Here is a 22,365-nt window from a genome sequence, read left to right as displayed (position 1 = left end):
GCCCCCTCCCCCAGCCTTCGGCTCGGGGGGACCCACTGCCCCGACACCCAAGGACGCAATCCCCGATGCGCGCAAGCTTCGTTTTCAGCGAGGTCTTCACCGGTCTACGCCGGAACGTCACGATGACCATCGCCATGATCATCACCACCGCGGTCTCGCTCGGCATGCTCGGTGGTGGCCTGCTCATCGTGCGCACCATCGACAAGATGCAGGTGGACTACCTCGCCGATGTCGAAGTGTCGATCTACCTGACGCAGGACGTCAGCGCCAACGACAAGGACTGCTCACAGGATCCGTGCCGGAACCTGCGCCAGCAGATCCAGAACAACGCGGCCGTCGAGTCCGTGGTGTTCGAGAACCGCGACCAGGCGTATGCGCGGTTCAAGAAGATCTTCCAGGACAACCCGATCCTCGTGCAGTCCGCGCGACCCGAGGCACTGCCGGCGTCACTGCAGATCAAGCTGCACGACCCGAGCCGGAGCGAGATCATCCAGCAGCAGTACGGAACCAGCCCGGGCGTCGACCGCGTCGAGGACCAGAAACAGTTCCTCGACCGGTTCTTCGGCCTGCTCGGCGCGGTCCGGGACGGCACGTTCGTCATCGCGCTCATCCAGGCGCTCGCCGCACTGCTGCTGATCTCCAACACGGTCCAGATTTCCGCGTTCACGCGGCGCACCGAGGTCGGCATCATGCGCCTGGTCGGTGCGACCCGCTGGTACACGCAGCTGCCGTTCCTGCTGGAGGCGGTGATGACCGGCATCGTCGGCTGGGTGTTGTCGGTGGCGGGGCTGATCGCGTTGAAGTACGCCTTCATCGACCGGATCCTGCAGGTCACCTCGGGCATCATCCCGAAGATCGAGGTGCTGGACATCATCGTGACCGCGCCGTGGCTGCTGCTCGCGTCGATCATCATCTCGGCCAGCACCGGATACGTCACGCTGCGGCTATACGTTCGCCATTAGAACAGAGCAACGCGCAGCGTTTCCGTCTGAGGGCGGGGGCGGGCGGGGGTTAAGCTGGTTTTTATGCCCAAGGAACGTGGCCACAAGGTGATCGTGTCGAACCGGCGTGCTCGGCACGACTGGTCGATTTTGGACACCTACGAAGCCGGTCTCGTACTGGTGGGCACCGAGGTGAAGAGCCTGCGCGCCGGCCGCGCGTCGCTGGCCGACGCGTTCGCGACCGTCGACGACGGTGAGGTCTGGCTGCGTAACCTGCACATCCCCGAGTACGAGCACGGCACCTGGACCAACCACGAGGCCCGGCGGCATCGCAAGATGCTGTTGCACCGTGGCGAAATCGAGAAGCTGATCGGCAAAACCAAGGAGAGCGGGCTGAGCCTGGTCCCGCTGTCGCTGTACTTCAAGGACGGCAAGGTCAAGGTCGAACTCGCGCTCGCGAAGGGCAAGAAGGCCTACGACAAGCGGCAGGACCTGGCGAAACGGGACGCGCAGCGTGAGATGAGCCGCGCCATGGGGCGGGCGCTCAAGGGCCGTCGGTGATCCCGGAGCGGGACGAGGACATCGCGGGATGGGTGCGGGGCCTTGGTCTCGACGGGCTGATCGACCTGCATCTGCATTTTTTGCCGGAGCGGATGCAGACGAAGGTCTGGGCCTACTTCGACCAGGTCGGGGACCGGCTCGGCGCACCGTGGCCGGTCTGGTACCGGCAGCCGGAAGCCGATCGCGTCGCGTTGCTGGAGTCGTTCGGGGTGCGACGGTTCGTGCCACTGGCGTACCCGCACAAGCCCGGTATGGCCGAGTGGCTCAACGGCTGGCTCGCCGGGTTCGCCGAGCGCGTGCCGGCGGCCGTGCGCACCGCGACGTTCTTCCCCGAACCCGCTGCCGCGTCCTATGTGGACAGTGAGCTGCGGGCGGGTGCCCGGTGTTTCAAGGCGCACGTGCAAGTCGGTGCCTACGATCCGCGGGATGCGCTGCTGGATCCGGTGTGGGGCGCGATCGCGGACGCGGGTGTGCCGGTCGTCGTGCACGCCGGGCACGGGCCCGAACGCGGTCCGTTCACCGGGCTCGACGTTTTCGGCGACGTGCTCGCGCGGCATCCGCGGCTGGTCGCGGTGCTCGCCCACGCCGGGATGCCCGAGTACGAAGTCGCGCTCGACCTCGTCGAGAAGTATCCGCGCGTGCACCTCGACACCACCATGGTCGGCGTCCCGTTCACCGAGAACCTGATGGCGCTGCCCGGAAACTGGACCGACCGGCTCGCCGGGATTGCCGACCGGGTGGTGCTGGGCACGGATTTCCCGAACATCCCGTACTCGTATGCCACGCAACTGCGGGCGATCGCCGGGTGGGCTGCTGACAAGCGGCTGGGCGAATCGTTTCTGCGCGCGGTGCTGCACGACACCCCGGCGAAGCTGCTCAGCCTCTGAAGTCCTTGACAGGCACCGCGCTCGGGCGCGAGGCCAGCAGGACGCCCATCAGCACGAGGAGCACGGAAGGCACCGGACCCGTGAAGATAGGGCTGGTGAACCCTCGCGCGGCCAGCCCGAGCAGCCCGGCGGCACCCAGTAAGGCTGCGGTGACCAGCCGTGCCATCGGCGCCGGAGCGCCCAATGCCGGTGGCCTTTCGAAGCGGCCGAACACGCGCAACAGTCCAATGAGGACGGTCGTGGCCGCGGCGAACCACAGCGGGGCGGTCGCGAACCAGCGCAGTGAGCCGGGTTCCGGTGTGGCGTAACCGAATCCGAGCACGCTGATGCCCGCAACGATCACGAGTGCGGGCATGTGCCACAGGTAGATACTCATGAACCGGGCTCCGATCCACCGCAGCGCGTCGCCGGCGAGCGGTCGTTCCGCGAGGGTCCGCAGCTGGGGGCGCAGCGCGAGCACCAGTCCGAGTTGGCCGACGGCGAGGCTCAGCAGCAGGGCGGTCGGCGGGCTCATGTTCGACACCGGCGCGCCGGGCATGCCGATCATGCTCATCGGATACGGGCCGAACGCGACCATGAGCGCGGTGATCCCGAAGCCCGTGGCGGACAGGGTAAGCGCGGATTTCCGGTTCAGGGCACCGAGTTTGCCGTCCACGTAGTGAAATCCCAGCTGGTGCACGGCGAGCCAGACGAAGACGGCGTTGAGGTAGCCGAACGGCCCGAAGCCGTCGAAGCGCACGACGTCCACCAGCACTGCCAACACGGCCAGCACCGCCGGGACCAGCAGGCCCCAGCGGCGATGCGCGACGGCCATGAGCGGGGTGGCGAGCACGGTCAGCAGGTACACGGCGAGGAACCACAGCAGCTGCCCGGCGATGACGCCCGCGACCTCGACGGGCTGCTCCGGCGCGCCGAGGCCACTCAGGAGTCCTGGCGCGGCGAGCCAGACGGCGGCCAGCGGGAGCACCGGGAGCAGCAACCTGCCGATCCGTCCGGCGAGCCAGTCGCGGGCTGAGGCCGCGCGGTGCAGGGAGATGAAGTTGGCGGCGCCACCGGCGAAAAACACCAGTGGCATGACCTGTGAAGCCCACGTGATGACGGCCCAGCCGGGGGTGGCGAGCGCGTTACCCGTGACGAGGTGGCCGCTGGAGTAGCTCAGCACGGGCATCAGCCAGTGCTGAGTGATCACCGCCAGTATCGCGCCGGCGCGTACGACGTCGAGGAAAGTGTCCCGCTGACCTGGTTGCATGCCGGAAAGCCTTGTCGCACAAGGACTTCCGGTCAGCCCGGTCAGCCACCGTCTTCGTTTCCGATTCCGGGCACCCCGTCGGTGGGGCCAGCCCTACTCAGACCTCGTCGACCTCGGGGGTCACCATCCCGCACAGGCGGTACTCCCAGCCGTTTTCCTGGCTGTAGCCGAGCTGGTAATGAGTCTCGATCTTGGGACCGTCGTGCAGGTGGACGTGCCGCATCACCGTGCCGGACACCGGTTCCGTGTCACCGAGGGTCTGGACCCGCCCGTCCAGAGGCCCGCCGAAGAAGCGGACGCTCAACTCGGTCATTCCGGCCCCCTCGAAGGTGTCGATGTGCTGACGTCCGACCAGGATAGGGGAGCGTGCATCGCGATGGGGGCCACGGATCGGGTGAGAAACTTCAAGCGCGGCCGAGATAGGTGAGCACAGCGCGCACCCGGCGATGTTCCTCCGCGCTGGCTTCGAGCCCGAGCTTCGCGAAGATGTTCCCGATGTGCTTCTCCACCGCGCCCTGGGAGACCACCAGCCGCGCGCCGATCGCCGTGTTCGACAGGCCCTGGGCCATCAGACCCAGCACTTCGGACTCCCGCGCGGTCAGCGCGTCGAGCGGGTTCTTGCGACCTCGCGCCATCAACTGCGCGATCACCTCCTGGTCGATCGCCGTGCCGCCACGGGCGACCCGGCGGACCGCATCGAGGAAGTCGGCGACATCGGCGACCCGCTCCTTGAGCAGGTACCCGACCCCGCCCGCGCCGCCTGACAGCAGCTCGACGGCGTAGCTCTCCTCGACGTACTGCGACAGGACGAGTACCGGCAGGCCCGGCACCGCGTCTCGGGCCGCGAGCGCGGCGCGCAGACCCTCGTCGGTGAACGTCGGCGGCATCCGGACGTCCACGATCGCCAGGTCGGGCTTGTGTGCGGTGACCACGTGCACGAAATCGTCGCCGTTGCCGACCGCGGCGACGGTCTCGATGTCCTCGTCGGCCAGCAGCCGCTGCACCCCCGCACGCAGCAGGACCGCGTCCTCGGCGAGCACCACACGCATCCGGTCGCTCACCACACACAGGGCAGGTCGGCCCTGATGACGGTCGGGCCGCCCGCTGGACTCACCACCGTGATCACCCCGTCGATCGTCGCCGCTCGGTCGGCGAGCCCGGCGAGTCCACCGCCTGGCCGGACCTCCGCGCCGCCGTGCCCATTGTCGGTGATCTCCACGACCACTTTGTCCTCGGTTCGCCACGCCTTGACGCCGGCTTCGGTGGCACCCGAATGTTTCGCGACGTTGGTCAGGGTCTCGCCGACGACGAAGTAAGCGATGGTCTCGACCGCGGCCGGTGGGCGCGGCTGCACGTCCACGGTGACGTCGACGTGGATCGGAGATTTCGCCGCCTGCGCCGACAAAGCCGCGTCGAGACCCCGGTCGGCCAGCACCGCCGGGTAGATGCCGCGGGCGAGATCCCGCAGTTCCGACACGGCGAGTTTCGCGTCCACATGCGCCTCGTCGATCAGCTCCCGGACCGCGTGCGGGTCCGTCTTGTTCTTCGCCCGACCCAGGCTCATCGCGACCGACACCAGCCGCTGCTGGACGCCGTCGTGCAGGTCCCGCTCGATGCGCCGGCGCTCGGCTTCGGCCGCGTCGACACCCCGAGCCCGCGACGCCTGCAAATGCTGTGCCTTGACCTCGAGCCGCTTCGTGCGGTTCGGGCCGAGCAACGCCAGCGCCAGCGAGCCGTGGGTCCAGCCGATCCACGGTGCCACCCAGATCGCGATCGGCAGCAGCACGATCGACGCGAGCCCCACCGCGCCTTCGACCACGCTCAGCGGGAACGTCAGCAGGAGATAACCGAGATCACGCCACGTCGTCGGGTCGACGAGCCGGTGCCGCCAGCGGCGCAGCAACCCGCCTTCGACGGGGGCGCGCTCGACCTGGGGCAGCGGCGTGTCGAGCATTCGGCGGACGAACCGGCGTTCGAGATTCGCCGAGCCACGCACGAGACTCGTCGTCGCTATGAGGATCGGGATGCCGATCCAGATGACGACCGTCGCGGCCCCCACCGCGATACCGACCACGATGAACACGAACTGCACGAGGTGGAGGACGAACCCGGCGATCAGGTACGCGATCGTGCGGACCGACTTCGGCCGCGGCTGCTCGAGGGGGGCCCGGTCTGCGGCCATAGCGGTCATCATGCCACCGGAGCGAGCGAATCGGACTCGCTTTCCGCCAGTCGCCGCGCACGGGGACCCGGGCCGAGCACGAGCCGCACGAACCGCGCGTGCGCCGCACCCATCGCGCGGGTCACCGTCCGCGAAAGCGCGAGCACCAGCAGGCCGACCGCCGCCCACGGCAACGTCTGTACCGGTGCGCCGAACAGGTCGCTGTCCGCGGGGGCGTAGATGGGTAGCGCGGTCAGCGCCAGCCCCGCTGACCAACAGGTCACGAGGATGACGAACTCCGCGGTGGCGACGGGGAACAGCAGGACGAAGTAGCCCAGGTCCCGCCAGGTCGCGCCGTCGAGCAGCCGCGCTCGCCATCGCGCTCGCCAGCCCGTCGCCGGCAATGGCCGGTACGGCGTGGCGATGTACGTCCCGAGCAGGGCGTGGGCTCGGGCGCGCTCGAACCGTGCGGCGGCGCGGGTACCCAGGAGCAGGAGGGCGAGAACGGGAACCCCGGCCCACACGACCGCCGTGCCCAGGCCGACCGCCGCCAGCGTCACGACGGCGACGAACCCCGCGATGCCGACCGGCAGGTTGAGCAGCAGGTATCCCAGCGAACCGGCAACCGGCGGGCGTGGCCTCGTCCCGTCCTGGATCGTGTGCATGTTTTCCCTCCTCCTGGAGCCGGAACCAGCGTCCGCCATCCGTGGCGGGCGAGCCATGGGGAAACCGGGTGTTCGCGGGGTAGGGCGGGCCCTACCCCGGGGGAAGAAAGCCGGTTGCCGGACGCGTTAGACTGGGAGGATCATCACCAAGGGGGTGAACGGTTTCGACTTTGGACGTTGAGTCAAGGGAAGCGTGCCGGTGCAGGCGAGAGACCACCGTAAGCGTCATCGCAAACCAATAAGCGCCAAGACGAATAGTCAGCGCGACTTCGCCCTCGCTGCCTGAGCGAGTGCGAGTCTGTCGGCCCGGGTGTGCCTCCGACCCGGTCGCCGGCATCAGCTAGGAGGCTCACCGTCCGGACCCGGCCGCGGGGTCCGGATGGGAAAACCACAGCGGCTGGGCCCGTCACATCGGCTTGTTCGCGAGACCGACGGGGCCGAGTAGAGGCATAGCGAACTGCGCACGGAGAAGCCTTGGTAAGGCGCCAGAGGACCCGGGTTCAATTCCCGGCACCTCCACAGTTGTGTTCGTCGGCCTTCGGCCGACTTCCCGCCGCGGGGTCTCGTTGTGGGGGCCGAGCCCCCACACCCCCGCGGTGCGAGCTTCTTGCGTTGGCGGGCGCTGGGGGCGTTTTGTGGGGACCAGCATCCGAGGGGCGGCTCCGGTGGTCTGGACCTGTTCTGGCGCTGGGTTTTGTTTGTGTTGCTGGGTTTTGTTGTGGGGGTGAATTCTTGGGGTTCGCGGTGCACGTGCATTTCCGGGGTGTTGCCTTGTTGTGACAGAGCGAAGCGAAGCTGGACGCCCTGGGAAAGGGCTGCAATGCTTGACCCGCGTATGGCGGAAATTCGTCATCCATCAACGCAAAGCCGGAAGAAGGTGCCAGATGGCCCGGGTAAGCCGTGCAAGCAGCTCCGATGAAGCTCTGCAAGGGGGTTGGCTCGCAGGCGTTCGCGCGGAGGAAAAAGTCCACCGGGATGCCCAGGAATGCAAGGCGGCACGGACGGTCGCCGGTCATTCGGTGAACGCCGCCGAGTGCGCGGAACTGCTGGAAATGCTGGGCTTGCACGCCGAACAGGGCAAGCAACTGGTCTAACCAATTCCGGTAACCGCTTTCTGTGGTAGCCGGAGCTCATCGGGGCGCATCCGCGCTGGGGCGGCCGCCGATTCGGGTGGTGAGTTCGCCGGCAGCCCGTTGTACGTGGCGGGCCAGCTCTGGCCATTCCTGCCCGCACACCACGGGCTCCTGCGGGCAGTGGTGCCGCAGCGTCACGCTGATCGCGGCCATCGGACGGCCGCCGTGATCGAACACCGGGTAGGCCACCGACGCGAAGCCTGGCGTCACGAAACCGTCCTCCACAGCCCAGCCGCGGCGACGCTCCGTGGCGAGAAGGCGGCGTAGATCCGCAAGGCTGCGCGGCCCCCGGTCCGTGCGGCGCACGAAAGCGGCCGCGTTCGGGAACAACGCCCGCACCTGCGCGGCCGGCAGATGCATCAGCATCGCGCGCCCGGAGGCGGGCAGATGCGCCGGGATCCGTACGCCCACCTCGGTCACCACGGTTTCCGGGCGCGCCGGCCGTTCCTTCACCAAGTAGACCAGCTCGTTCCCGTACAGCACACCGAGCTGCGCGGTGTGCCCGATCGCGTCGACAAGCTTGCGCAGCAACGGATCCGCCAGCCGCTCCAGCGGATCGTGCCGCAGGTACGCCGAACCCAGCTCGAACGCCGCGATCCCGAGCCCGTACCGGCGCTCCGCCGGCAGATGCGCGACGAAACCCGCCGCCTCGAGCTCGGCCAGCAGGTGATACGTCGTGGATCGCGGCAGGTCGAGCTCCCTGGCGATCGCCTCGGCCGACGCCGGCCCGGCGTGTTTCGCCAGCGCGCTCAGTACCGCCAGTCCCCGCCGCAGCGCGGGCACATCCGTCATACGTCTGGGATACCAGACACAACCACGCGATCGTCAAGTGTGTGCGCCGCCGTGAGCAGGTGCAATGGTCGAATGACTCGCACTGTGCGGTTGGACTCGGGCCAGGTGACCCGCGAGCAGGTCGTCGCGGTCGCGCGCGGCGGGGCCCGCGTCGAGCTGGCCGACGCCGTCGTCAAGAACCTCGCCGAAACGCGGCGGCATATCGATGCGCTCGCGGAGGCGCCCGAGCCGGTCTACGGGATTTCGACCGGGTTCGGCGCGCTGGCCATCCGCCACATCCCGGCCGGCCGCCGGACCGCGTTGCAGCGTTCGCTGATCCGCTCCCATGCGGCGGGCGCCGGGCCGGCGGTGGAACCGGAAGTCGTGCGCGCGTTGATGTTCCTGCGGTTGCGGACCCTCGCGAGCGGCTACACCGGCGTGCGCCCGGAAACCGCGACGGCGCTCGCCGGACTGCTCAACGCCGGCATCGTTCCCGTCGTGCACGAGTACGGTTCCCTCGGCTGTTCCGGGGATCTCGCTCCACTCGCCGCGGTCGCGCTCGCGTTGACGGGGGAAGGCGAAGTGGAACACGGAGGGCGTCGCAAATCCGCGGCGGAAGCCTTACCGGAAGCCAATCTTCGCCCGGTAACGCTCGCCGGGAAGGAAGGCCTCGCGCTCACCAACGGCACCGACGGCATGCTCGGGATGCTGGTGCTGGCCGTCGCCGACCTGCGCCGGCTGCTCGACACCGCCGATCTAGCCGGCGCAATGAGCGTGGAAGCCTTGCTGGGCACCGATCGTGCGTTCGCCGACGATCTGCAGGCGTTGCGGCCACATCCCGGGCAAGCGCTTTCCGCGCGCCGGATGTTCGCCGCACTCAAGGATTCCGAGATCGTCGCGAGCCATCGCGGGCCGGACGACACCCGGGTCCAGGACGCGTATTCGCTGCGCTGCGCGCCGCAAGTGCATGGCGCGGCACGGGACACGGTGGCCCATGCCGAACTGGTCGCCGACCGGGAACTGGCGTCGGCGATCGACAACCCGGTGGTACTGCCCGATGGCCGCGTCGAGTCCAATGGCAACTTCCACGGCGCCCCGATCGCTTACGTGCTGGACTTTTTGGCCATTCCGGCCGCCGATGTCGCGAGCATCGCCGAGCGCCGCACCGACCGGATGCTCGATGTCACGCGCTCCCAAGGACTTCCCGCGTTCCTGGCACACGATCCCGGCGTCGACTCCGGTTACATGATCGCGCAGTACACGCAGGCCGCCGTGGTCAGCGAGCTGAAACGGCTCGCGGTACCGGCGTCCGTCGACTCGATTCCCAGCAGTGCCATGCAAGAAGACCACGTCTCGATGGGCTGGTCGGCCGCGCGGAAACTGCGGCGCGCCATCGACGGGCTGACCACCGTGCTCGCCGTCGAGTTGCTGACCGCGGCGCGAGCGCTGGACTTGCGCGCACCGCTGCGTCCTTCGCCGGTGACCGGTGCGGTGCGGGACATCGTGCGCACCCGCGTCGGCGGGACGGGGCCGGACCGGCATCTGGCGCCGGAAATCGCGGCGGTGGAAGAACTTGTGAGATCAGGAGCCGTACTACAGGCACTGGAGGAACCATGATGGTGCGCGCTGCCCGCGGATCCGTCCGCACGGCCAAGAGTTGGCAGACCGAAGCCGCGTTGCGAATGTTCCACAACAACGTCGATCCCGAAGTGGCCGAGCGCCCGGCGGACCTCGTCGTCTACGGAGGCACCGGAAAGGCGGCGCGTGACTGGGCGAGTTTCGAGGCGATCACCAGCTGTCTGACCACTTTGGACGATGACGAGACGTTGCTCGTGCAGTCGGGCAAGCCGGTCGGGGTGTTCCGGACACACGAGTGGGCGCCGCGGGTGCTGCTCGCGAACTCGAACCTGGTGGGAGACTGGGCGAACTGGCCGGAGTTCCGAAGGCTCGAACGGCTCGGACTGACCATGTACGGGCAGATGACCGCCGGGTCCTGGATCTACATCGGGACGCAGGGAATTCTGCAGGGTACGTACGAAACCTTCGCCGCGGTGGCGGCGAAACGGTTCGGTGGCTCGCTCGCCGGGACGCTGACCCTCACGGCCGGCCTCGGTGGGATGGGCGGTGCGCAACCGTTGGCCGTGACCATGAACGGTGGTGCGGTGCTCGTCGTGGAATGCGATCCCAGCCGGGCGCGACGTCGCCGGGAAACCGGCTATCTCGACGAGCTGGCGTCCGATGTGGACGATGCGGTACGGCGGGTGACGGCGGCCAAACGAGATCGGAAAGCGCTTTCTGTCGGCCTGCTCGGCAATGCCGCCGAGGTGATGCCGGAGCTGCTCCGTCGAGGCGTCGACGCCGACATCGTCACCGACCAGACCTCCGCCCATGACCCGCTGGCGTACCTGCCGATCGGGGTGAGCGTCGACGACTGGCACGACTACGCGGCGAAGAACCCGGACGAGTTCACCGACCGTTCCCGCGAGTCGATGGCCGAACATGTCGGTGCGATGCTGGGGTTCCGGGACGCGGGTGCCGAGGTGTTCGACTACGGGAACTCCTTGCGGGGTGAGGCACAACTCGGTGGGTGCGAGCGCGCGTTCGAGTTTCCCGGCTTCGTGCCCGCGTACCTTCGGCCGCTGTTCTGCGAGGGCAAGGGCCCGTTCCGGTGGGCGGCGCTGTCGGGTGAGCCGGCGGACATCGCGGCCACCGACCGCGCGATCCTGGACCTGTTCCCGGACAACGCATCGCTCGCGCGCTGGCTCCGGCTCGCCGGGGAACGGGTTGCCTACCAGGGGCTTCCGGCGCGGATCTGCTGGCTCGGCTACGGCGAACGGCATCTGGCCGGGCTCAAGTTCAACGAGATGGTCGCCAGCGGTGAGCTCAAGGCGCCGGTGGTCATCGGGCGTGATCACCTCGACTCCGGCAGTGTCGCCTCGCCGTACCGGGAGACCGAGGCGATGACCGACGGTTCCGACGCGATCGCCGACTGGCCGTTGCTGAACGCGCTGGTGAACACGGCGTCCGGGGCGAGCTGGGTGTCGATCCACCACGGCGGCGGTGTCGGGATGGGACGGTCGATCCACGCGGGCCAGGTGTGTGTCGCCGACGGAACCGCGTTGGCCGGGCGCAAGATCGAGCGGGTGCTGACGAACGACCCGGGGATGGGTGTGATCCGGCACGTCGATGCAGGTTACGAGCGGGCGGCCGAGGTTGCGCGGGAGCATGGTGTCCGGGTCCCGATGTGGGAGGACCGGTGAGGCTTGTGTCGACATGACGACCTACTGGTGTGCGCGGGCATGGCTGCCGGGCGGGGTGGCGAACGGTGTGCGGATCGACGTCGAGGCGGGCCGGCTGAAAGCGCTTACACCGGGGCGGCCGCGCGCCGGAGCCGTCCTCAATGGACTGGTCCTGCCCGGGTTCGTCAACGAGCACTCGCACGCCTTCCACCGCGCCCTGCGTGGCCGCACCCAGCAGGACCGCGGCACATTCTGGACCTGGCGTGAGCAGATGTACGCGCTCGCGGGGCGGCTCGATCCCGAGTCCTACTACCGCTTGGCACGGGGTGTCTTCGCCGAACTGACACTCGCCGGGTACACGAGTGTGGCGGAGTTCCACTACCTGCATCACGCGCCAGGTGGGCGCCCCTACGCCGACCCGAACGCGATGGGGTACGCACTGGCAGAAGCCGCTACGGACGCGGGAATCCGGCTCACCGTGCTGGACACCTGTTATCTCACCGGCGGTTTCGGCCGCGGGCTCGACGAGCGGCAGAAACGGTTCGCGGACGCCGATGCGGAGGCCTGGGCTGAGCGGGTGGCGAGGTTCAAGCCCGCCGGGGAGGTTCGCGTCGGCGCCGCCGTGCACTCGGTCCGCGCCGTCCCTGCCGAGCAGCTGCCGGTGATCACCGGTCGGCCACTTCACGTTCATCTTTCCGAGCAGCGCGGGGAAAACGAGGAATGCCTTGCCTACTACGGCAGGACGCCGGCGCGCGTGCTGGCCGACGCGGGTGTGTTCGGGCCCGGCACGGTCGCGGTGCACGGGACGCACCTGACCGAGGCTGATATCGCGACGCTGGATGGCACCCGGGTTTGCTTCTGTCCCACCACGGAACGGGATCTCGGTGACGGCATCGGCCCGGCGCGGGCGCTCGCCGATGCAGGGGTGGCGCTGTGCCTTGGCAGCGACAGCCACGCGGTCGTCGATCCGTTCGAGGAGGTCAGGGCACTGGAGATGGGCGAACGACTGGCGGCTGAGACCCGGGGCCGGTTCACGCCTGCGGAACTGCTGGCCGCGGCTGGCGGAGCCGGTCTGGTGGCGGGTGCGCCGGCGGACCTCGTCGTGGTCGATCTCGAAACGGTGCGCACCGCGGGGATCGAGCCGGAGGGCGTTCTGTTCGCCGCTTCGGCGGCGGACGTGACGGATGTGCTGATCGGGGGGCGCCGGGTCGTCCGGGACCGGGAGCACCAGCTCATCGAGCGGCCGGAAATGGTGCTGGCAAAGGAGATCGAGGCGCTGTGGCGATCGTGATCGACGGGATCGGCGAGCTGACCACGAACGATCCCGAGATTGGCAGGCTGACCGATGCGGCCGTGGTGCTCGACGGCGGACGTATCGCGTGGGTGGGCCCGTCGGAGGCCGCCCCGGCGGCCGACGAACGCGTTGACGTCGAAGGCCGGGCCGCGCTGCCCGGCTGGGTGGACAGCCATACCCACCTGGTGTTCGCCGGGGACAGGACCTCCGAGTTCGCCGCGCGCATGGCCGGGAAGCCTTACACCGCAGGGGGAATCGGGGTCACCGTCGAAGCCACCCGCGCCGCTTCCGACGAGCAGTTGGCCGCGAACCTGCGGTGGCACGCCGGCGAAGCGCTGAGCCAGGGCACGACCTGTCTGGAGACCAAGACCGGCTACGGACTGTCCGTTGTGGACGAAGTCCGCTCGGCGCGGATCGCGGCTGAGGTGGTGGACGAGGTGACGTTCCTCGGTGCACACGTCGTTCCACCTGGGACCGAACCTGAGTCCTATGTGGATCTGGTGTGTGGCGAGATGATGGACGCCACCGCGGATCTGGTCCGCTGGGTGGACGTCTTCTGCGAGCAGGGCGCCTTCGACGAGGCCCAGTCCGAGCGGGTGTTGTGCGCCGCGGCCGCGCGGGGGCTCGGCATCCGGGTGCACGGCAACCAGCTCGGCCGCGGCCCCGGGGTACAACTCGCCGTCCGGCACGGCGCCGCCAGCGTCGATCACTGCACCTACCTGACCGGCGACGACGTGGCCGCGCTGGCGGATTCGGACACCGTCGCGACCCTGCTGCCCGCCTGTGATCTGTCGACCAGGCAGCCGCTCGCGCCGGCCCGGCGGCTGCTCGACGCCGGCGCGGTGGTCGCGCTGGCCAGCAACGCGAATCCGGGGAGCTCGTACACGACATCGATGGCCTTCTGTATTGCGACAGCCGTGCTGCAGATGGGAATGTCGGTCGAGGAAGCGGTCTGGGCGGCGACGGCCGGCGGAGCGCGGGCATTGCGGCGCGACGATGTCGGCGTGCTGCGGCCGGGTGCGCGCGCCGATTTGCAGGTGCTGAATGCGCCATCCGTGACGCACCTCGCATATCGCCCGGGAGTACCGCTCATCTGGGCGGTATGGCGCGGCGGCATTCACCCGATGTTCAACTACGGACCGTCTGCATTCTTCACCCGCTGAGTAGCCTTTGGACATGTGGATGTCTCACTCATAGTCATCGTTGTGGTGGTCGCGGCATTGGCCTTCGACTTCACCAACGGTTTTCATGACACAGCGAATGCGATGGCGACGTCCATCGCGACGGGAGCGCTCAAACCCAAGGTCGCGGTCGCCATTTCCGCGGTGCTGAACCTGGTCGGCGCGTTCCTGTCGATCGAGGTCGCCAAAACGATCTCGGGCGGTATTGTCGACGATACGAAAGTGACCCCGGTCATTGTTTTCGCCGGGCTCGTCGGTGCGATTGTGTGGAATCTGCTGACCTGGCTGCTGGGTTTGCCGTCGAGTTCCTCACATGCTTTGTTCGGTGGCCTGATCGGCGCGACCTGGATCGCCTCGGGCGCCGACGCGGTCCATTTCGGCTCGGTGGTGTCGAAGATCCTGATCCCGGCGGTCGCTTCGCCGATCGTGGCCGGTCTTGTCGCGGTGCTCGGTACTTTCCTGGTCTACAAGATCACCGCTTCGGCCCGGCAAGACGTGGTGTCGAAGGGATTCAAGACGGCACAGGCTCTTTCGGCTTCGCTCGTTTCGCTGGCGCACGGGACGAATGACGCGCAGAAGACAATGGGCGTCATCACGCTCACGCTGATTTCGTCGGGTTCGCTCGCGGCCGGTTCCGCGCCGCCGTGGTGGGTCATTCTCAGTGCGGGTGCGGCGATCGCGGCCGGCACGTACCTCGGGGGGTGGCGGATCATCCAGACGATGGGCAAGAAGATCACCGAAATCCAGACGCCGCAAGGGTTTGCCGCCGAGACCAGCGCCGCGGTGACGATCCTCGCGTCGTCCCATCTCGGGTTCGCGCTGTCCACCACGCATGTGTGCTCGGGCGGGATCATCGGTTCCGGTGTCGGGCGCAAACTCGCCGAGGTGCGCTGGGGCGTCGCGGGCCGGATGGTGCTGGCCTGGCTGTTCACCTTGCCCGCCGCGGCCGTTGTCGGGGCGATCGCTTCGGAAGCGGCCAGTAGTGGCAACATCGGCACCGTACTGGTGGGCGTAGCGGGGGTGGCCTTCGCGGTCATCATCTACCTGTGGTCGCGGCGAAACCCGGTGACCGCGAGCAACGTCAACGAGACCGCGCCGGCTGAGCCGGTCGCCGCGGCGGCCTGAGGAGCGCGATGAAGATCGACTGGGCTGCCCTGGGCAGCGTGTTCCTGATCGCCATCGTCGCGGTCGGCGTCATCACGAGCGTGTTCGCGTTCGGTGTGCGCGGCCTGGCCGCGCGCACGACGGCGCGCGAGGCAGGGACCAGCGGCGCCTCCGGTCTCACCACCGCGGTGATCTGCTTCGCGATCTGTGTTTCTGTTGTGGGGTACGGGATTTATCTGATCGTCGCGGGCTGAAGCACGGCGCAGAAGAACGAGCCGAGCACGGTTCCGCAAGCGGGTTCGGGCGCCGGAGCTGGGGTAACCGGCTCCGGCGTTTCCGTCGGGGGCGCTGGATCGCCGGGCTTGGCAGGCGGGTCGGCCGGTGCGGGGGCGACAGGCGCCGGTTCGCCGGGTTCCGGGGCGACCGGTCGCGGCGCCGGTTGGTCCGGTGTGGACGGTCGCGGAATCGCCGGTGTGGAAGGCGTTCCGGCCGGGCGCCCGGGTGCGGTAGGCACGCCTGGGAGCATGGGGTCCTGAGGAGTAGGCGGCACCGCTGGAGCTTCTGACGCGTCGGGCGCCGGACTGGGCTCGGGTGCCGGTGCGGCCGGCTCCGGAGCTGGCCGGGGGACGGGTTTCGGCAGCGGCCCGAGAGCTTGCACGGTGGTGGGGGACAGGTCGCCACCCAGTTCCCGCACGACGATCCCGGCCGACCACAGACAGGACGCGGCGGCCAGCACAGCCGCGGCGTACGTTCCAAGCTTGGCTATCACGGTGATTCCGGACGCGTCCGGCGCCGCCGAAGTTCCGGCTCTCCCCGCCGCGGGGCACTGGAAGGTCAAATACGTTCCACCACGGGCGGTTCACCCAGCCAGATCGTCGTTCTCCCCCAACAGGTATCGCACGCGCCTCGGCTCGTCGAGCAGTTCGGCCACTTCTGGCAACGCATCCCGTGGGATGGCTTCGACACTCGCCATGATCGTCGGCCGTGGCAGCAGGTCCACGAACCGCGCGATGGTGATCCAGTCCCGGCGCCGCGCCAGTTCCGCCGCGACCGCCGTCACCACGGGCGCCGGCAGGCCCGCGATGATCCCGGCCGCCCGCCGCGGATCCAGCTCCGCGGCGACATCGGCGAGAAAGCGCGACGAAAGGCGTTTCGCGATGTCCACCCCGTGACGCGCCTCGACAAGGCCCGCGATCCGCGCCGAGAGCAGCGGGCCGAACACCCGCTCCGCCAGCCTTGCCAGCAACGGGCTCGGCAGCAGCCTGCTCGCGCCCGCCATCCGCTCCAGTACATCCAGGTGCGCGTCGTAAAGCACGTCCGTCGTCCGCGCGCGCAGCGCCCGTAACTCCCCGACGGGCACGTCCCGCAGATAACCCAGCCGTTCCGGCGGTACTTCGAGTGCCCTGGCGAGCTTGCGAATCTCGGCGTCAGAACCCATTCACAGCCCCATCGCGCGGCGGATCGCCGGGCGCACCAGCGCGGGGATGAAGCGCAGTGCCTCGTTGCCCGCCTTCGCCAGCGCCCGTCCTTGCCGCTGCCGCGCCTCGCGCAGCGCGTCCGCGAGATCCTGCTGATGTTCTTCGGGAAGTGCCGCGACCCCTTCGGGCAGCGGTCCGAGCTGCGCGGCGAGACTGCGGTCGTTCATCGTCCGATCATCTCACCTCACTAAGGTTCGGGGCATGACAACAGCCACAGAGACCGGCACCGTCAGCGTCGGCGAACTGAACGCCTATCTCGCCCGCCCGGCGGGTGGATCCGCACGCGGCATGCTGCTGCTGCCGATGATCACCGGTATCGGCGCCCAGCTGCGGGACTGGGCCGACGAACTGGCCGCGCGCGGCGTCACAGCACTGGTCTGGGACCCGTTTCACGGCGTGAGCAGCGACGACACCAGCATCGAAGAGCTCATGGGCCTCATGCAGAAGTTCGATGACGAAACGTGTCTCGCCGAGCAGCGGGCCCTGCTGGACCACCTGTTCGGCGAACTCGGCTGCACGAAAGCGGGCGTCATGGGCTGGTGCCTCGGCGGCCGGTTCGCGCTGCTGCTCGGTGGAGTGGACAACCGCGTCGCGAACGTCGTCGCCTACCACCCGACCGTGCCCGGAACCCCGGCGCCGAACCACACGCTCGACGCCGCTGAGCACACCGGGCGGATCGAAGCGCCGGCGCTGCTGATCTACCCGGGAGCCGACACCCTGGTGCCGGTCGAGAGTTTCAACCGGCTGCAGGCCGCGCTCGAATCGCGGGAGCACGGTGCGACTTTCGTCCAGCTGTTCCCGCACGCCGAGCACGGATTCAGCGCCAAGGCCCGGCAGGAGAATCCGGTCAACGCCGAGGCTTTCGCGCTCTCCTGGCCGCAGGCGCTTGCCCTGATCGACACTACGACCGCCGCTTAGTGTGGCGGGTCGCGGTGGCGGTGACCGGGTCCTCGGGCCACGGATGCTTGGGATAACGGCCACGCAGTTCCGCGCGCACCGAGGAGTACCCGTTGTCCCAGAAGGACTTCAGGTCACTCGTCACCGCGACCGGCCGCCCGGCGGGGGAGAGCAGGTGCAGGAGCACCGGTACTCCGGACACTCGCGGGGTTTCCAGCCAGCCGAACGTTTCCTGCAGCTTCACCGCGAGCACGGGTTCTCCGGTCGAGTAGTCGACGCGGACATGCGAGCCCGAGGGCACCTCGATCCGTTCGGGGGCAAGCTCGTCGAGCCGGGCCGCTTCCGGCCAGGGAAGTAATCCGCGCAGTGCCTTGGCCGTGTCGATCCGGGCGAGATCGGCCCGGCGTCGTGCCGTGCCGAGCCACTCGCGCGCAGCGGCCAGCACCGCGTCGTCGGACATGTCCGGCCACGGCTCGCCGTGCACGAGATGCAGGAAAGCCAAGCGCTGCCGCAGATTCCGGGCTCCAGCCGACCACGACAAGAGGTCTGGACCTTCTTCGCGAAGGCCGTCGAGCAGTGCCTGGCGCACCAGTTCCGGTGCCGGGTCGCGCAATGGGCGTTCGGACAGCGTGATCGCGCCCAGCCGCCGCACCGACCGTGCGACGATGTCGCCCGACCAGCGCACTTCGTCCACTTCGGACACCAGGTTCGGCGCGGCGCGGAGCGCGAGCTCGAGATCGGCACGGGCGGCGAGCCGGATGATTCCGTGTGCCCGCCCCGGATCGCGCGTCGCTTCGGCCACGGCCAGCCATTCGGCGTCGCCAAGTCCGCTGCCGGCGGGCAGTTCCGCCGCCGTGCCGCCGGCCATCAGATACACCGCGGAATCCCTGTCCCGCCTGCGTGCCAGCCGTTCCGGATGCGCCAGCGCCACGACCAGAGCCGGGTCGGGCGCTTCCGGCGCCGCGGGCACGAGCCGGGCGAGCCGCTGGACTTCCGTGCGCCGGCGCTGATCCGTGGCGAGTCTGCGGAGTTCGGCCTCGACATCGGTGTGCGTCCCGCCGGCGTCCAGCAGCGCCACGACCTCGGCGGCGGACCGCGGCCCGACCTCGGCGGCGCCGTCGAGCAAGGCGCGCGCGAGCCGTGGATGCAGGCCGAGGGTGGCCATTTTACGGCCACGGGCGGTGATTTTGCCGCCCTGGAGCGCGCCCAGCGTGTGCAGGAGCGCCTGCCCGGCTTCGAGCGGGCCTTCCGGCGGCGCCTCCCACCAGGACAGCCCGGCGCCATCCGGGGTCGACCAGCAGGCCAGTTCGAGCGCGAGCCGGGCCAGATCGGCGGTCCGGATCTCGGGTTCGGGATAGGCGGGCAGTCCGGCCTGCTCGTATTGCGGCCAGCAGCGGTAGACGCGGCCAGGCGCCTCACGACCGGCCCGGCCGGCTCGTTGTGCGGCCACCGCGGCGGAAACCCGCACGGTGGCGAGCCCCGAAAGCCCACGGCGATGGTCCACCCGCGGTATCCGGGAGAGGCCGGAGTCGACGACCGCACGCACCCCGGGCACCGTGAGGCTCGACTCGGCGACCGCGGTGGCCAGTACGACCCTGCGTCGTGGCCCCGGCGTGAGCGCGGCTTCCTGGCGTGCGGCGGTGAGCCTGCCGTGCAACGGAAGCACGTCAGCGTCCACATCGGACAGTAAGGAGGTCGTCCTGGCGATCTCGCCGGCACCGGGAAGGAAGGCGAGTACGTCACCGTCCCCTTCGGACAACGCGACGCGCACCGCGCGAGCGACCGATGCCTCCACGCGTTCGTTCCGTACGGGTGGCAGGTAGCTGATTTCGACGGGAAAGGTCCGGGCGTGCGCGGTGATGACGGGCGCTTCGCCGAGTAGCGTAGCGAGCCTGTCCGCCGCGACGGTCGCCGACGTGGCCAGCAGCTTGAGGTCCTCGCGTAGCCCGGCACGAACGTCCAGCAGCAACGCGAGCAGCAGATCGGCGTCGAGATGACGTTCGTGACACTCGTCGAGCAGTACAATGTCCACATTGGACAATTCTGGATCGGACTGTACGCGTCGCACGAGGAGTCCCGAGGTGACGACCTCGATCCTGGTACGTGCGGACACTTTCCGGTCCCCGCGCACCGCATAGCCGACCGTCTCGCCGACTTTCTCCCCGAGCAGCGACGCCATCCGGCTTGCCGCCGCCCGTGCCGCAAGCCGCCGCGGTTCGGCCACGACGATGCGCCCGCCCGTGTGCTCGGCGAGGGCGAGCGGCACCAGTGTCGTCTTGCCGGTGCCCGGTGGCGCGACGAGCACCGCTGTGCCGTGTGCGTCGAGTGCGGCGGTCAGCTCACCCAGTACCGCGTGGACGGGCAGGGTCATCGTTCGGTCACGGCAGGTGGGACGGGCAACGGGTAGCCGGATGGGCCGAGGTTGGTACGCAACGAATCCAGCCAGCTACCGCTGCTGATCATGCGCTGGATGGCGTCGTTCAGCGCGCGTTGTCCATCGGGGTCGTTCTTGCGAAGGCCGATTCCGTAGCGCTCGGTGGAGAACGGTTTCCCGACCACCTTGAGCAGTTCGGGATTCTGGGTTACATAACCGGCGAGGATGACCCCGTCGGTGGTGATCGCGTCGACCTGGCCGGCGAGCAAAGCCGTGACGCAGTCCGGATAACGCGGGTATTCCACCAGTTCTACCGCCTGCGCGAAGCGGGCCTTGACCTCCTGGGCGGGCGTCGAACCGGCGACCGAGCACAGGCGGCGGCCGTTGAGCGTCTCGGGCCCGGTGATGGTGTTGTCGGAGCGTCGCACGAGCAGATCCTGCCCGGTCTCGAAGTAGGGTCCGGCGAAGGAGATGACTTCCTTGCGCGCGTCGGTGATGGAGTACGTCGCGACGACCAGGTCGACGGTGCCCGACGTGAGATCGGTCTCCCGGGTAGAGGAGGTCGTTTCCCGCCAGGTGATGCCCGACGGCGGCACGCCGAGCGCTCCCGCGACATACTCGGCCACGTCCACGTCGAACCCGGTGAACCGGCCGTCGAGGGTGTGTTCGGCGAGACCGGGCTGGTCAAAGCGGATCCCGATGGTCAGCCGGCCGCTGTCGGCCTGGTGCAGCAGCGTGCCGGGGGCATGGGAGGAGCACGCGACGAGCCCGGCGAGCAAGAGGAGGGCGGCGATCACTCGAACGAGCGGCACCGAGTCCTCCCCTCCGTCCTGATTGCCTGAACTCACAGTTTTCTCAGGGCGCGCCGATAGCCTAGGCGTGTGTTCCGACCTTCCCAAGCCGTTCTCGACACAGTCGGGACTTTCGTACGGCTCGGCCTGGCCGCTGTCTGGCTCACGTCGGGGGCGATCAAACTCGCCGATCCCGGGCAGACCTACCTCGCGGTCAAGGCCTACGAGGTGCTGCCCGATGCCCTGCTGCATCCGGTGGCCACCGCGTTGCCGCTGCTGGAACTGGCGCTCGGGGTGCTCGCGCTGGCGGGGTTGCTGACGAGGTCGGTGGCGGTCGTGTCCGCGATCCTGCTGGTGTTGTTCATCGTCGGGGTGTCCCAGTCATGGGCGCGAGGGCTCACCATCGACTGCGGCTGTTTCGGCGGCGGTGGTCAGGTCGCAGCCGGGCAGACGCAGTACCCGCAGGAAATCGCCCGTGACCTGGGCTTTCTCGTGCTGGCGGGATGGCTGATCCGGCGCCCCCGCACGCGGCTGGCGGTGGACGGGTGGCTTCGTCCACGGGAGACGGAACCGGCTGTGCGTGAAACAGAAAGGGCTTGAGACAAGTGGGTGGAGCGAAGCGATCCGAACGCGAGCGCCGGCAGCGGCAAGCGGCGGGCGCACGAGCGGTCGCACAGGCACGAGGCTCGTCGGGCAACCGCCGGACGATCGTGGTGGCCGTCGCGGTGGTGGTGCTGGCCGCACTCGTGATCGGCGGGGTCATCTGGACCAATTCGTCGAAGAACCAGACTGTGGGGCAAGCGATCCCGCCGGTGACCACGAACGCGTCGCTGGACACGCCGAGTGAGCGCCAGGGTGCGGTGGTGGTGTCGGGCAAGCCGGACGCGAAGGCGAAGATCGATGTGTACGCGGACTTTCTGTGCCCGTACTGCGGGCAGCTGCAGAAGGCGTACGGGGCGCAGCTGGAGCAGCAGATCACGGCGGGGAACCTGCAGGTCAGCTACCACATGATCCCGCTGCTGAACAGCCGTTCCGACCCGCCTGGCTACTCGCTGGCCTCGGGAAACGCCGCCTTGTGCGCCGCCGACCAGGGCAAGTTCACCCCGTTCCACGACAGCCTGTTCGCGAAGCAACCCGAGGAAGGGCAACGCGGGTACGACAACGCGCAGCTGATCAAACTGGGCCAGGACCTGGGGATCACCGCCCCGGAGTTCGCGACGTGCGTCAACGGGGCGACCTACAACCAGCAGCTGAACGACGCGCTGGCGAAGATCTCGGCCGACCCGTCGTTCCAGGGCACGCCGACCGTGCTGCACAACGGCGCCCAGATCGACTGGACCCAGCCGGACTGGGTCACGAAACTCGTCACGCAGCCGTGAGCCCCGCCCGCGCGGGGGTTCCTCATGCGGGACCCCCGCGCAAGCGGGCGCGCGGGTTCATGTAGCGTATGCACAGACACGACGCGGAGTTCACTCCGTTCGCGGGGCTATGGCGCAGCTGGTAGCGCACCTCACTGGCAGTGAGGGGGTCAGGGGTTCGAGTCCCCTTAGCTCCACAGGTTTCATGATCGCCCAGCACTGCGGTTTCCGCAGGTCGGGCAGTGTTTTTAGGTCGGCGAAACTTTCGTCCATGGTGGGCT

At 68.8% G+C, this 22,365-nt stretch carries 23 protein-coding genes, 1 tRNA gene and 1 other RNA gene; 15 read left to right on the top strand and 10 right to left on the bottom strand.

Going from position 1 to position 22,365, the window contains the following annotated elements:
- The first annotated feature begins 65 nt into the window (after positions 1-65).
- The 3 genes from ftsX to GKO32_RS24965 all read left to right on the top strand — a co-directional run bounded on the left by ftsX (position 66) and on the right by GKO32_RS24965 (position 2,389).
- A complete protein-coding gene (gene ftsX, locus GKO32_RS24975; RefSeq protein ID WP_154759337.1) occupies positions 66-962 on the top strand; it encodes a permease-like cell division protein FtsX in 897 nt (298 codons plus the stop codon).
- 63 nt (positions 963-1,025) lie between these two features.
- Positions 1,026-1,502 (top strand): SsrA-binding protein SmpB, encoded by a 477-nt coding sequence (smpB, locus tag GKO32_RS24970; protein WP_154759336.1) that lies wholly within the window; start codon positions 1,026-1,028, stop codon positions 1,500-1,502.
- Positions 1,499-2,389 carry an amidohydrolase family protein gene (locus GKO32_RS24965; RefSeq protein ID WP_312868505.1) on the top strand — a complete coding sequence of 297 codons (891 nt, stop codon included), beginning with the start codon at positions 1,499-1,501 and terminating at the stop codon, positions 2,387-2,389. Before smpB ends, GKO32_RS24965 begins: the two co-directional genes overlap by 4 nt.
- On the opposite strand, the gene GKO32_RS24960 is transcribed toward GKO32_RS24965, so the two are convergent.
- From GKO32_RS24960 to GKO32_RS24940, 5 genes are all read right to left on the bottom strand, one after another.
- A complete protein-coding gene (locus GKO32_RS24960; RefSeq protein WP_154759335.1) occupies positions 2,379-3,638 on the bottom strand; it encodes an acyltransferase family protein in 1,260 nt (419 codons plus the stop codon). The two genes, GKO32_RS24965 and GKO32_RS24960, sit on opposite strands and share 11 nt — an antisense overlap.
- A gap of 97 nt (positions 3,639-3,735) precedes the next feature.
- Entirely contained in the window at positions 3,736-3,951 is a 216-nt protein-coding gene (locus GKO32_RS24955; protein WP_154759334.1) for a DUF8847 domain-containing protein, read from the bottom strand.
- A 91-nt stretch (positions 3,952-4,042) separates the two neighbouring features.
- A complete protein-coding gene (locus tag GKO32_RS24950; RefSeq protein WP_154759347.1) occupies positions 4,043-4,687 on the bottom strand; it encodes a response regulator transcription factor in 645 nt (214 codons plus the stop codon).
- Between the two features lie 8 nt (positions 4,688-4,695).
- A complete protein-coding gene (locus tag GKO32_RS24945; protein ID WP_154759333.1) occupies positions 4,696-5,820 on the bottom strand; it encodes a sensor histidine kinase in 1,125 nt (374 codons plus the stop codon).
- An 8-nt stretch (positions 5,821-5,828) separates the two neighbouring features.
- On the bottom strand, positions 5,829-6,464 hold the full coding sequence (locus GKO32_RS24940; protein WP_154759332.1) for a sensor domain-containing protein: 636 nt from the start codon (positions 6,462-6,464) through the stop codon (positions 5,829-5,831).
- Positions 6,465-6,614: 150 nt separating this feature from the next.
- Here GKO32_RS24940 and ssrA point away from each other — a divergent pair.
- Together ssrA and GKO32_RS24930 are read left to right on the top strand one after the other, a co-directional pair.
- Positions 6,615-6,986: a transfer-messenger RNA gene (gene ssrA, locus GKO32_RS24935) on the top strand.
- A gap of 362 nt (positions 6,987-7,348) precedes the next feature.
- Positions 7,349-7,558: a hypothetical protein gene (locus GKO32_RS24930; protein WP_154759331.1), complete on the top strand. Its 210-nt coding sequence runs from the start codon at positions 7,349-7,351 to the stop codon at positions 7,556-7,558.
- Positions 7,559-7,594: 36 nt separating this feature from the next.
- Here the strand turns inward: GKO32_RS24930 and GKO32_RS24925 are convergent, their stop codons facing one another.
- A complete protein-coding gene (locus tag GKO32_RS24925) occupies positions 7,595-8,389 on the bottom strand; it encodes an IclR family transcriptional regulator (protein ID WP_154759330.1) in 795 nt (264 codons plus the stop codon).
- Between the two features lie 72 nt (positions 8,390-8,461).
- Here GKO32_RS24925 and hutH point away from each other — a divergent pair, with 72 nt between their 5' ends.
- The 6 genes from hutH to GKO32_RS24895 are packed head-to-tail and all read left to right on the top strand — an operon-like array spanning position 8,462 to position 15,440.
- Positions 8,462-9,985 (top strand): histidine ammonia-lyase, encoded by a 1,524-nt coding sequence (gene hutH, locus GKO32_RS24920; RefSeq protein WP_154759329.1) that lies wholly within the window; start codon positions 8,462-8,464, stop codon positions 9,983-9,985.
- Entirely contained in the window at positions 9,982-11,628 is a 1,647-nt protein-coding gene (gene hutU / locus GKO32_RS24915; protein WP_154759328.1) for a urocanate hydratase, read from the top strand. Before hutH ends, hutU begins: the two co-directional genes overlap by 4 nt.
- 13 nt (positions 11,629-11,641) lie before the next feature.
- On the top strand, positions 11,642-12,898 hold the full coding sequence (locus GKO32_RS24910; protein ID WP_154759327.1) for a formimidoylglutamate deiminase: 1,257 nt from the start codon (positions 11,642-11,644) through the stop codon (positions 12,896-12,898).
- Positions 12,886-14,064, top strand: coding sequence for an imidazolonepropionase (gene hutI, locus GKO32_RS24905; RefSeq protein WP_312868504.1), 1,179 nt, complete (start codon positions 12,886-12,888; stop codon positions 14,062-14,064). Before GKO32_RS24910 ends, hutI begins: the two co-directional genes overlap by 13 nt.
- Before the next feature lie 15 nt (positions 14,065-14,079).
- Positions 14,080-15,207 (top strand): inorganic phosphate transporter, encoded by a 1,128-nt coding sequence (locus GKO32_RS24900; RefSeq protein ID WP_312868503.1) that lies wholly within the window; start codon positions 14,080-14,082, stop codon positions 15,205-15,207.
- Between the two features lie 8 nt (positions 15,208-15,215).
- Positions 15,216-15,440 (top strand): hypothetical protein, encoded by a 225-nt coding sequence (locus tag GKO32_RS24895; protein ID WP_154759326.1) that lies wholly within the window; start codon positions 15,216-15,218, stop codon positions 15,438-15,440.
- A 605-nt stretch (positions 15,441-16,045) separates the two neighbouring features.
- Here GKO32_RS24895 and GKO32_RS24890 read toward each other — a convergent pair.
- Both GKO32_RS24890 and GKO32_RS24885 read right to left on the bottom strand, forming a co-directional pair.
- Positions 16,046-16,624, bottom strand: coding sequence for a hypothetical protein (locus tag GKO32_RS24890; RefSeq protein ID WP_154759325.1), 579 nt, complete (start codon positions 16,622-16,624; stop codon positions 16,046-16,048).
- Complete coding sequence (locus GKO32_RS24885) at positions 16,625-16,831, bottom strand: hypothetical protein (RefSeq protein ID WP_154759324.1); 207 nt, start codon at positions 16,829-16,831, stop codon at positions 16,625-16,627.
- Between the two features lie 34 nt (positions 16,832-16,865).
- On the opposite strand from GKO32_RS24885, the gene GKO32_RS24880 reads away from it, so the two are divergent.
- Complete coding sequence (locus tag GKO32_RS24880; protein WP_154759323.1) at positions 16,866-17,582, top strand: dienelactone hydrolase family protein; 717 nt, start codon at positions 16,866-16,868, stop codon at positions 17,580-17,582.
- Here the strand turns inward: GKO32_RS24880 and hrpB are convergent.
- Together hrpB and GKO32_RS24870 are read right to left on the bottom strand one after the other, a co-directional pair.
- A complete protein-coding gene (hrpB, locus tag GKO32_RS24875) occupies positions 17,566-19,932 on the bottom strand; it encodes an ATP-dependent helicase HrpB (RefSeq protein WP_154759322.1) in 2,367 nt (788 codons plus the stop codon). The two genes, GKO32_RS24880 and hrpB, sit on opposite strands and share 17 nt — an antisense overlap.
- Positions 19,929-20,747 carry a glutamate ABC transporter substrate-binding protein gene (locus tag GKO32_RS24870; RefSeq protein ID WP_312868502.1) on the bottom strand — a complete coding sequence of 273 codons (819 nt, stop codon included), beginning with the start codon at positions 20,745-20,747 and terminating at the stop codon, positions 19,929-19,931. The genes hrpB and GKO32_RS24870 overlap by 4 nt, the downstream gene beginning before the upstream one ends.
- Positions 20,748-20,816: 69 nt before the next feature.
- Between GKO32_RS24870 and GKO32_RS24865 the strand changes: the two genes are divergently transcribed.
- The 3 genes from GKO32_RS24865 (at position 20,817) to GKO32_RS24855 (ending at position 22,281) form a co-directional block, all read left to right on the top strand.
- The gene (locus tag GKO32_RS24865) at positions 20,817-21,326 is read left to right on the top strand and encodes a MauE/DoxX family redox-associated membrane protein (protein ID WP_312868500.1); all 510 of its coding nucleotides are present in this window, start codon (positions 20,817-20,819) and stop codon (positions 21,324-21,326) included.
- A gap of 5 nt (positions 21,327-21,331) precedes the next feature.
- Positions 21,332-22,105, top strand: coding sequence for a DsbA family protein (locus tag GKO32_RS24860; RefSeq protein ID WP_312868498.1), 774 nt, complete (start codon positions 21,332-21,334; stop codon positions 22,103-22,105).
- A gap of 103 nt (positions 22,106-22,208) precedes the next feature.
- Positions 22,209-22,281, top strand: a tRNA-Ala gene (locus GKO32_RS24855).
- Positions 22,282-22,365: the final 84 nt, after the last annotated feature.

Source organism: Amycolatopsis pithecellobii (genome assembly GCF_009707865.1).
GTDB classification, from domain to species: Bacteria; Actinomycetota; Actinomycetes; order Mycobacteriales; family Pseudonocardiaceae; genus Amycolatopsis_E; species Amycolatopsis_E pithecellobii.
This window is presented reverse-complemented; position numbering and strand designations above follow the sequence as displayed.

What these genes read in the sequence shown, in the direction of transcription:
- ftsX (WP_154759337.1), top strand. Translation starts at nt 66, where the DNA reads ATGCGCGCAAGCTTCGTTTTCAGCGAGGTCTTCACCGGTCTACGCCGG.
- GKO32_RS24930 (WP_154759331.1), top strand. Translation starts at nt 7,349, where the DNA reads ATGGCCCGGGTAAGCCGTGCAAGCAGCTCCGATGAAGCTCTGCAAGGG.
- GKO32_RS24890 (WP_154759325.1), bottom strand. Translation starts at nt 16,624, where the DNA reads ATGGGTTCTGACGCCGAGATTCGCAAGCTCGCCAGGGCACTCGAAGTA.
- GKO32_RS24955 (WP_154759334.1), bottom strand. Translation starts at nt 3,951, where the DNA reads ATGACCGAGTTGAGCGTCCGCTTCTTCGGCGGGCCTCTGGACGGGCGG.
- GKO32_RS24950 (WP_154759347.1), bottom strand. Translation starts at nt 4,687, where the DNA reads ATGCGTGTGGTGCTCGCCGAGGACGCGGTCCTGCTGCGTGCGGGGGTG.
- GKO32_RS24940 (WP_154759332.1), bottom strand. Translation starts at nt 6,464, where the DNA reads ATGCACACGATCCAGGACGGGACGAGGCCACGCCCGCCGGTTGCCGGT.
- GKO32_RS24885 (WP_154759324.1), bottom strand. Translation starts at nt 16,831, where the DNA reads ATGAACGACCGCAGTCTCGCCGCGCAGCTCGGACCGCTGCCCGAAGGG.
- hrpB (WP_154759322.1), bottom strand. Translation starts at nt 19,932, where the DNA reads ATGACCCTGCCCGTCCACGCGGTACTGGGTGAGCTGACCGCCGCACTC.
- GKO32_RS24960 (WP_154759335.1), bottom strand. Translation starts at nt 3,638, where the DNA reads ATGCAACCAGGTCAGCGGGACACTTTCCTCGACGTCGTACGCGCCGGC.
- hutU (WP_154759328.1), top strand. Translation starts at nt 9,982, where the DNA reads ATGATGGTGCGCGCTGCCCGCGGATCCGTCCGCACGGCCAAGAGTTGG.
- GKO32_RS24945 (WP_154759333.1), bottom strand. Translation starts at nt 5,820, where the DNA reads ATGGCCGCAGACCGGGCCCCCCTCGAGCAGCCGCGGCCGAAGTCGGTC.
- GKO32_RS24910 (WP_154759327.1), top strand. Translation starts at nt 11,642, where the DNA reads ATGACGACCTACTGGTGTGCGCGGGCATGGCTGCCGGGCGGGGTGGCG.
- smpB (WP_154759336.1), top strand. Translation starts at nt 1,026, where the DNA reads ATGCCCAAGGAACGTGGCCACAAGGTGATCGTGTCGAACCGGCGTGCT.
- GKO32_RS24895 (WP_154759326.1), top strand. Translation starts at nt 15,216, where the DNA reads ATGAAGATCGACTGGGCTGCCCTGGGCAGCGTGTTCCTGATCGCCATC.
- GKO32_RS24925 (WP_154759330.1), bottom strand. Translation starts at nt 8,389, where the DNA reads ATGACGGATGTGCCCGCGCTGCGGCGGGGACTGGCGGTACTGAGCGCG.
- hutH (WP_154759329.1), top strand. Translation starts at nt 8,462, where the DNA reads ATGACTCGCACTGTGCGGTTGGACTCGGGCCAGGTGACCCGCGAGCAG.
- GKO32_RS24880 (WP_154759323.1), top strand. Translation starts at nt 16,866, where the DNA reads ATGACAACAGCCACAGAGACCGGCACCGTCAGCGTCGGCGAACTGAAC.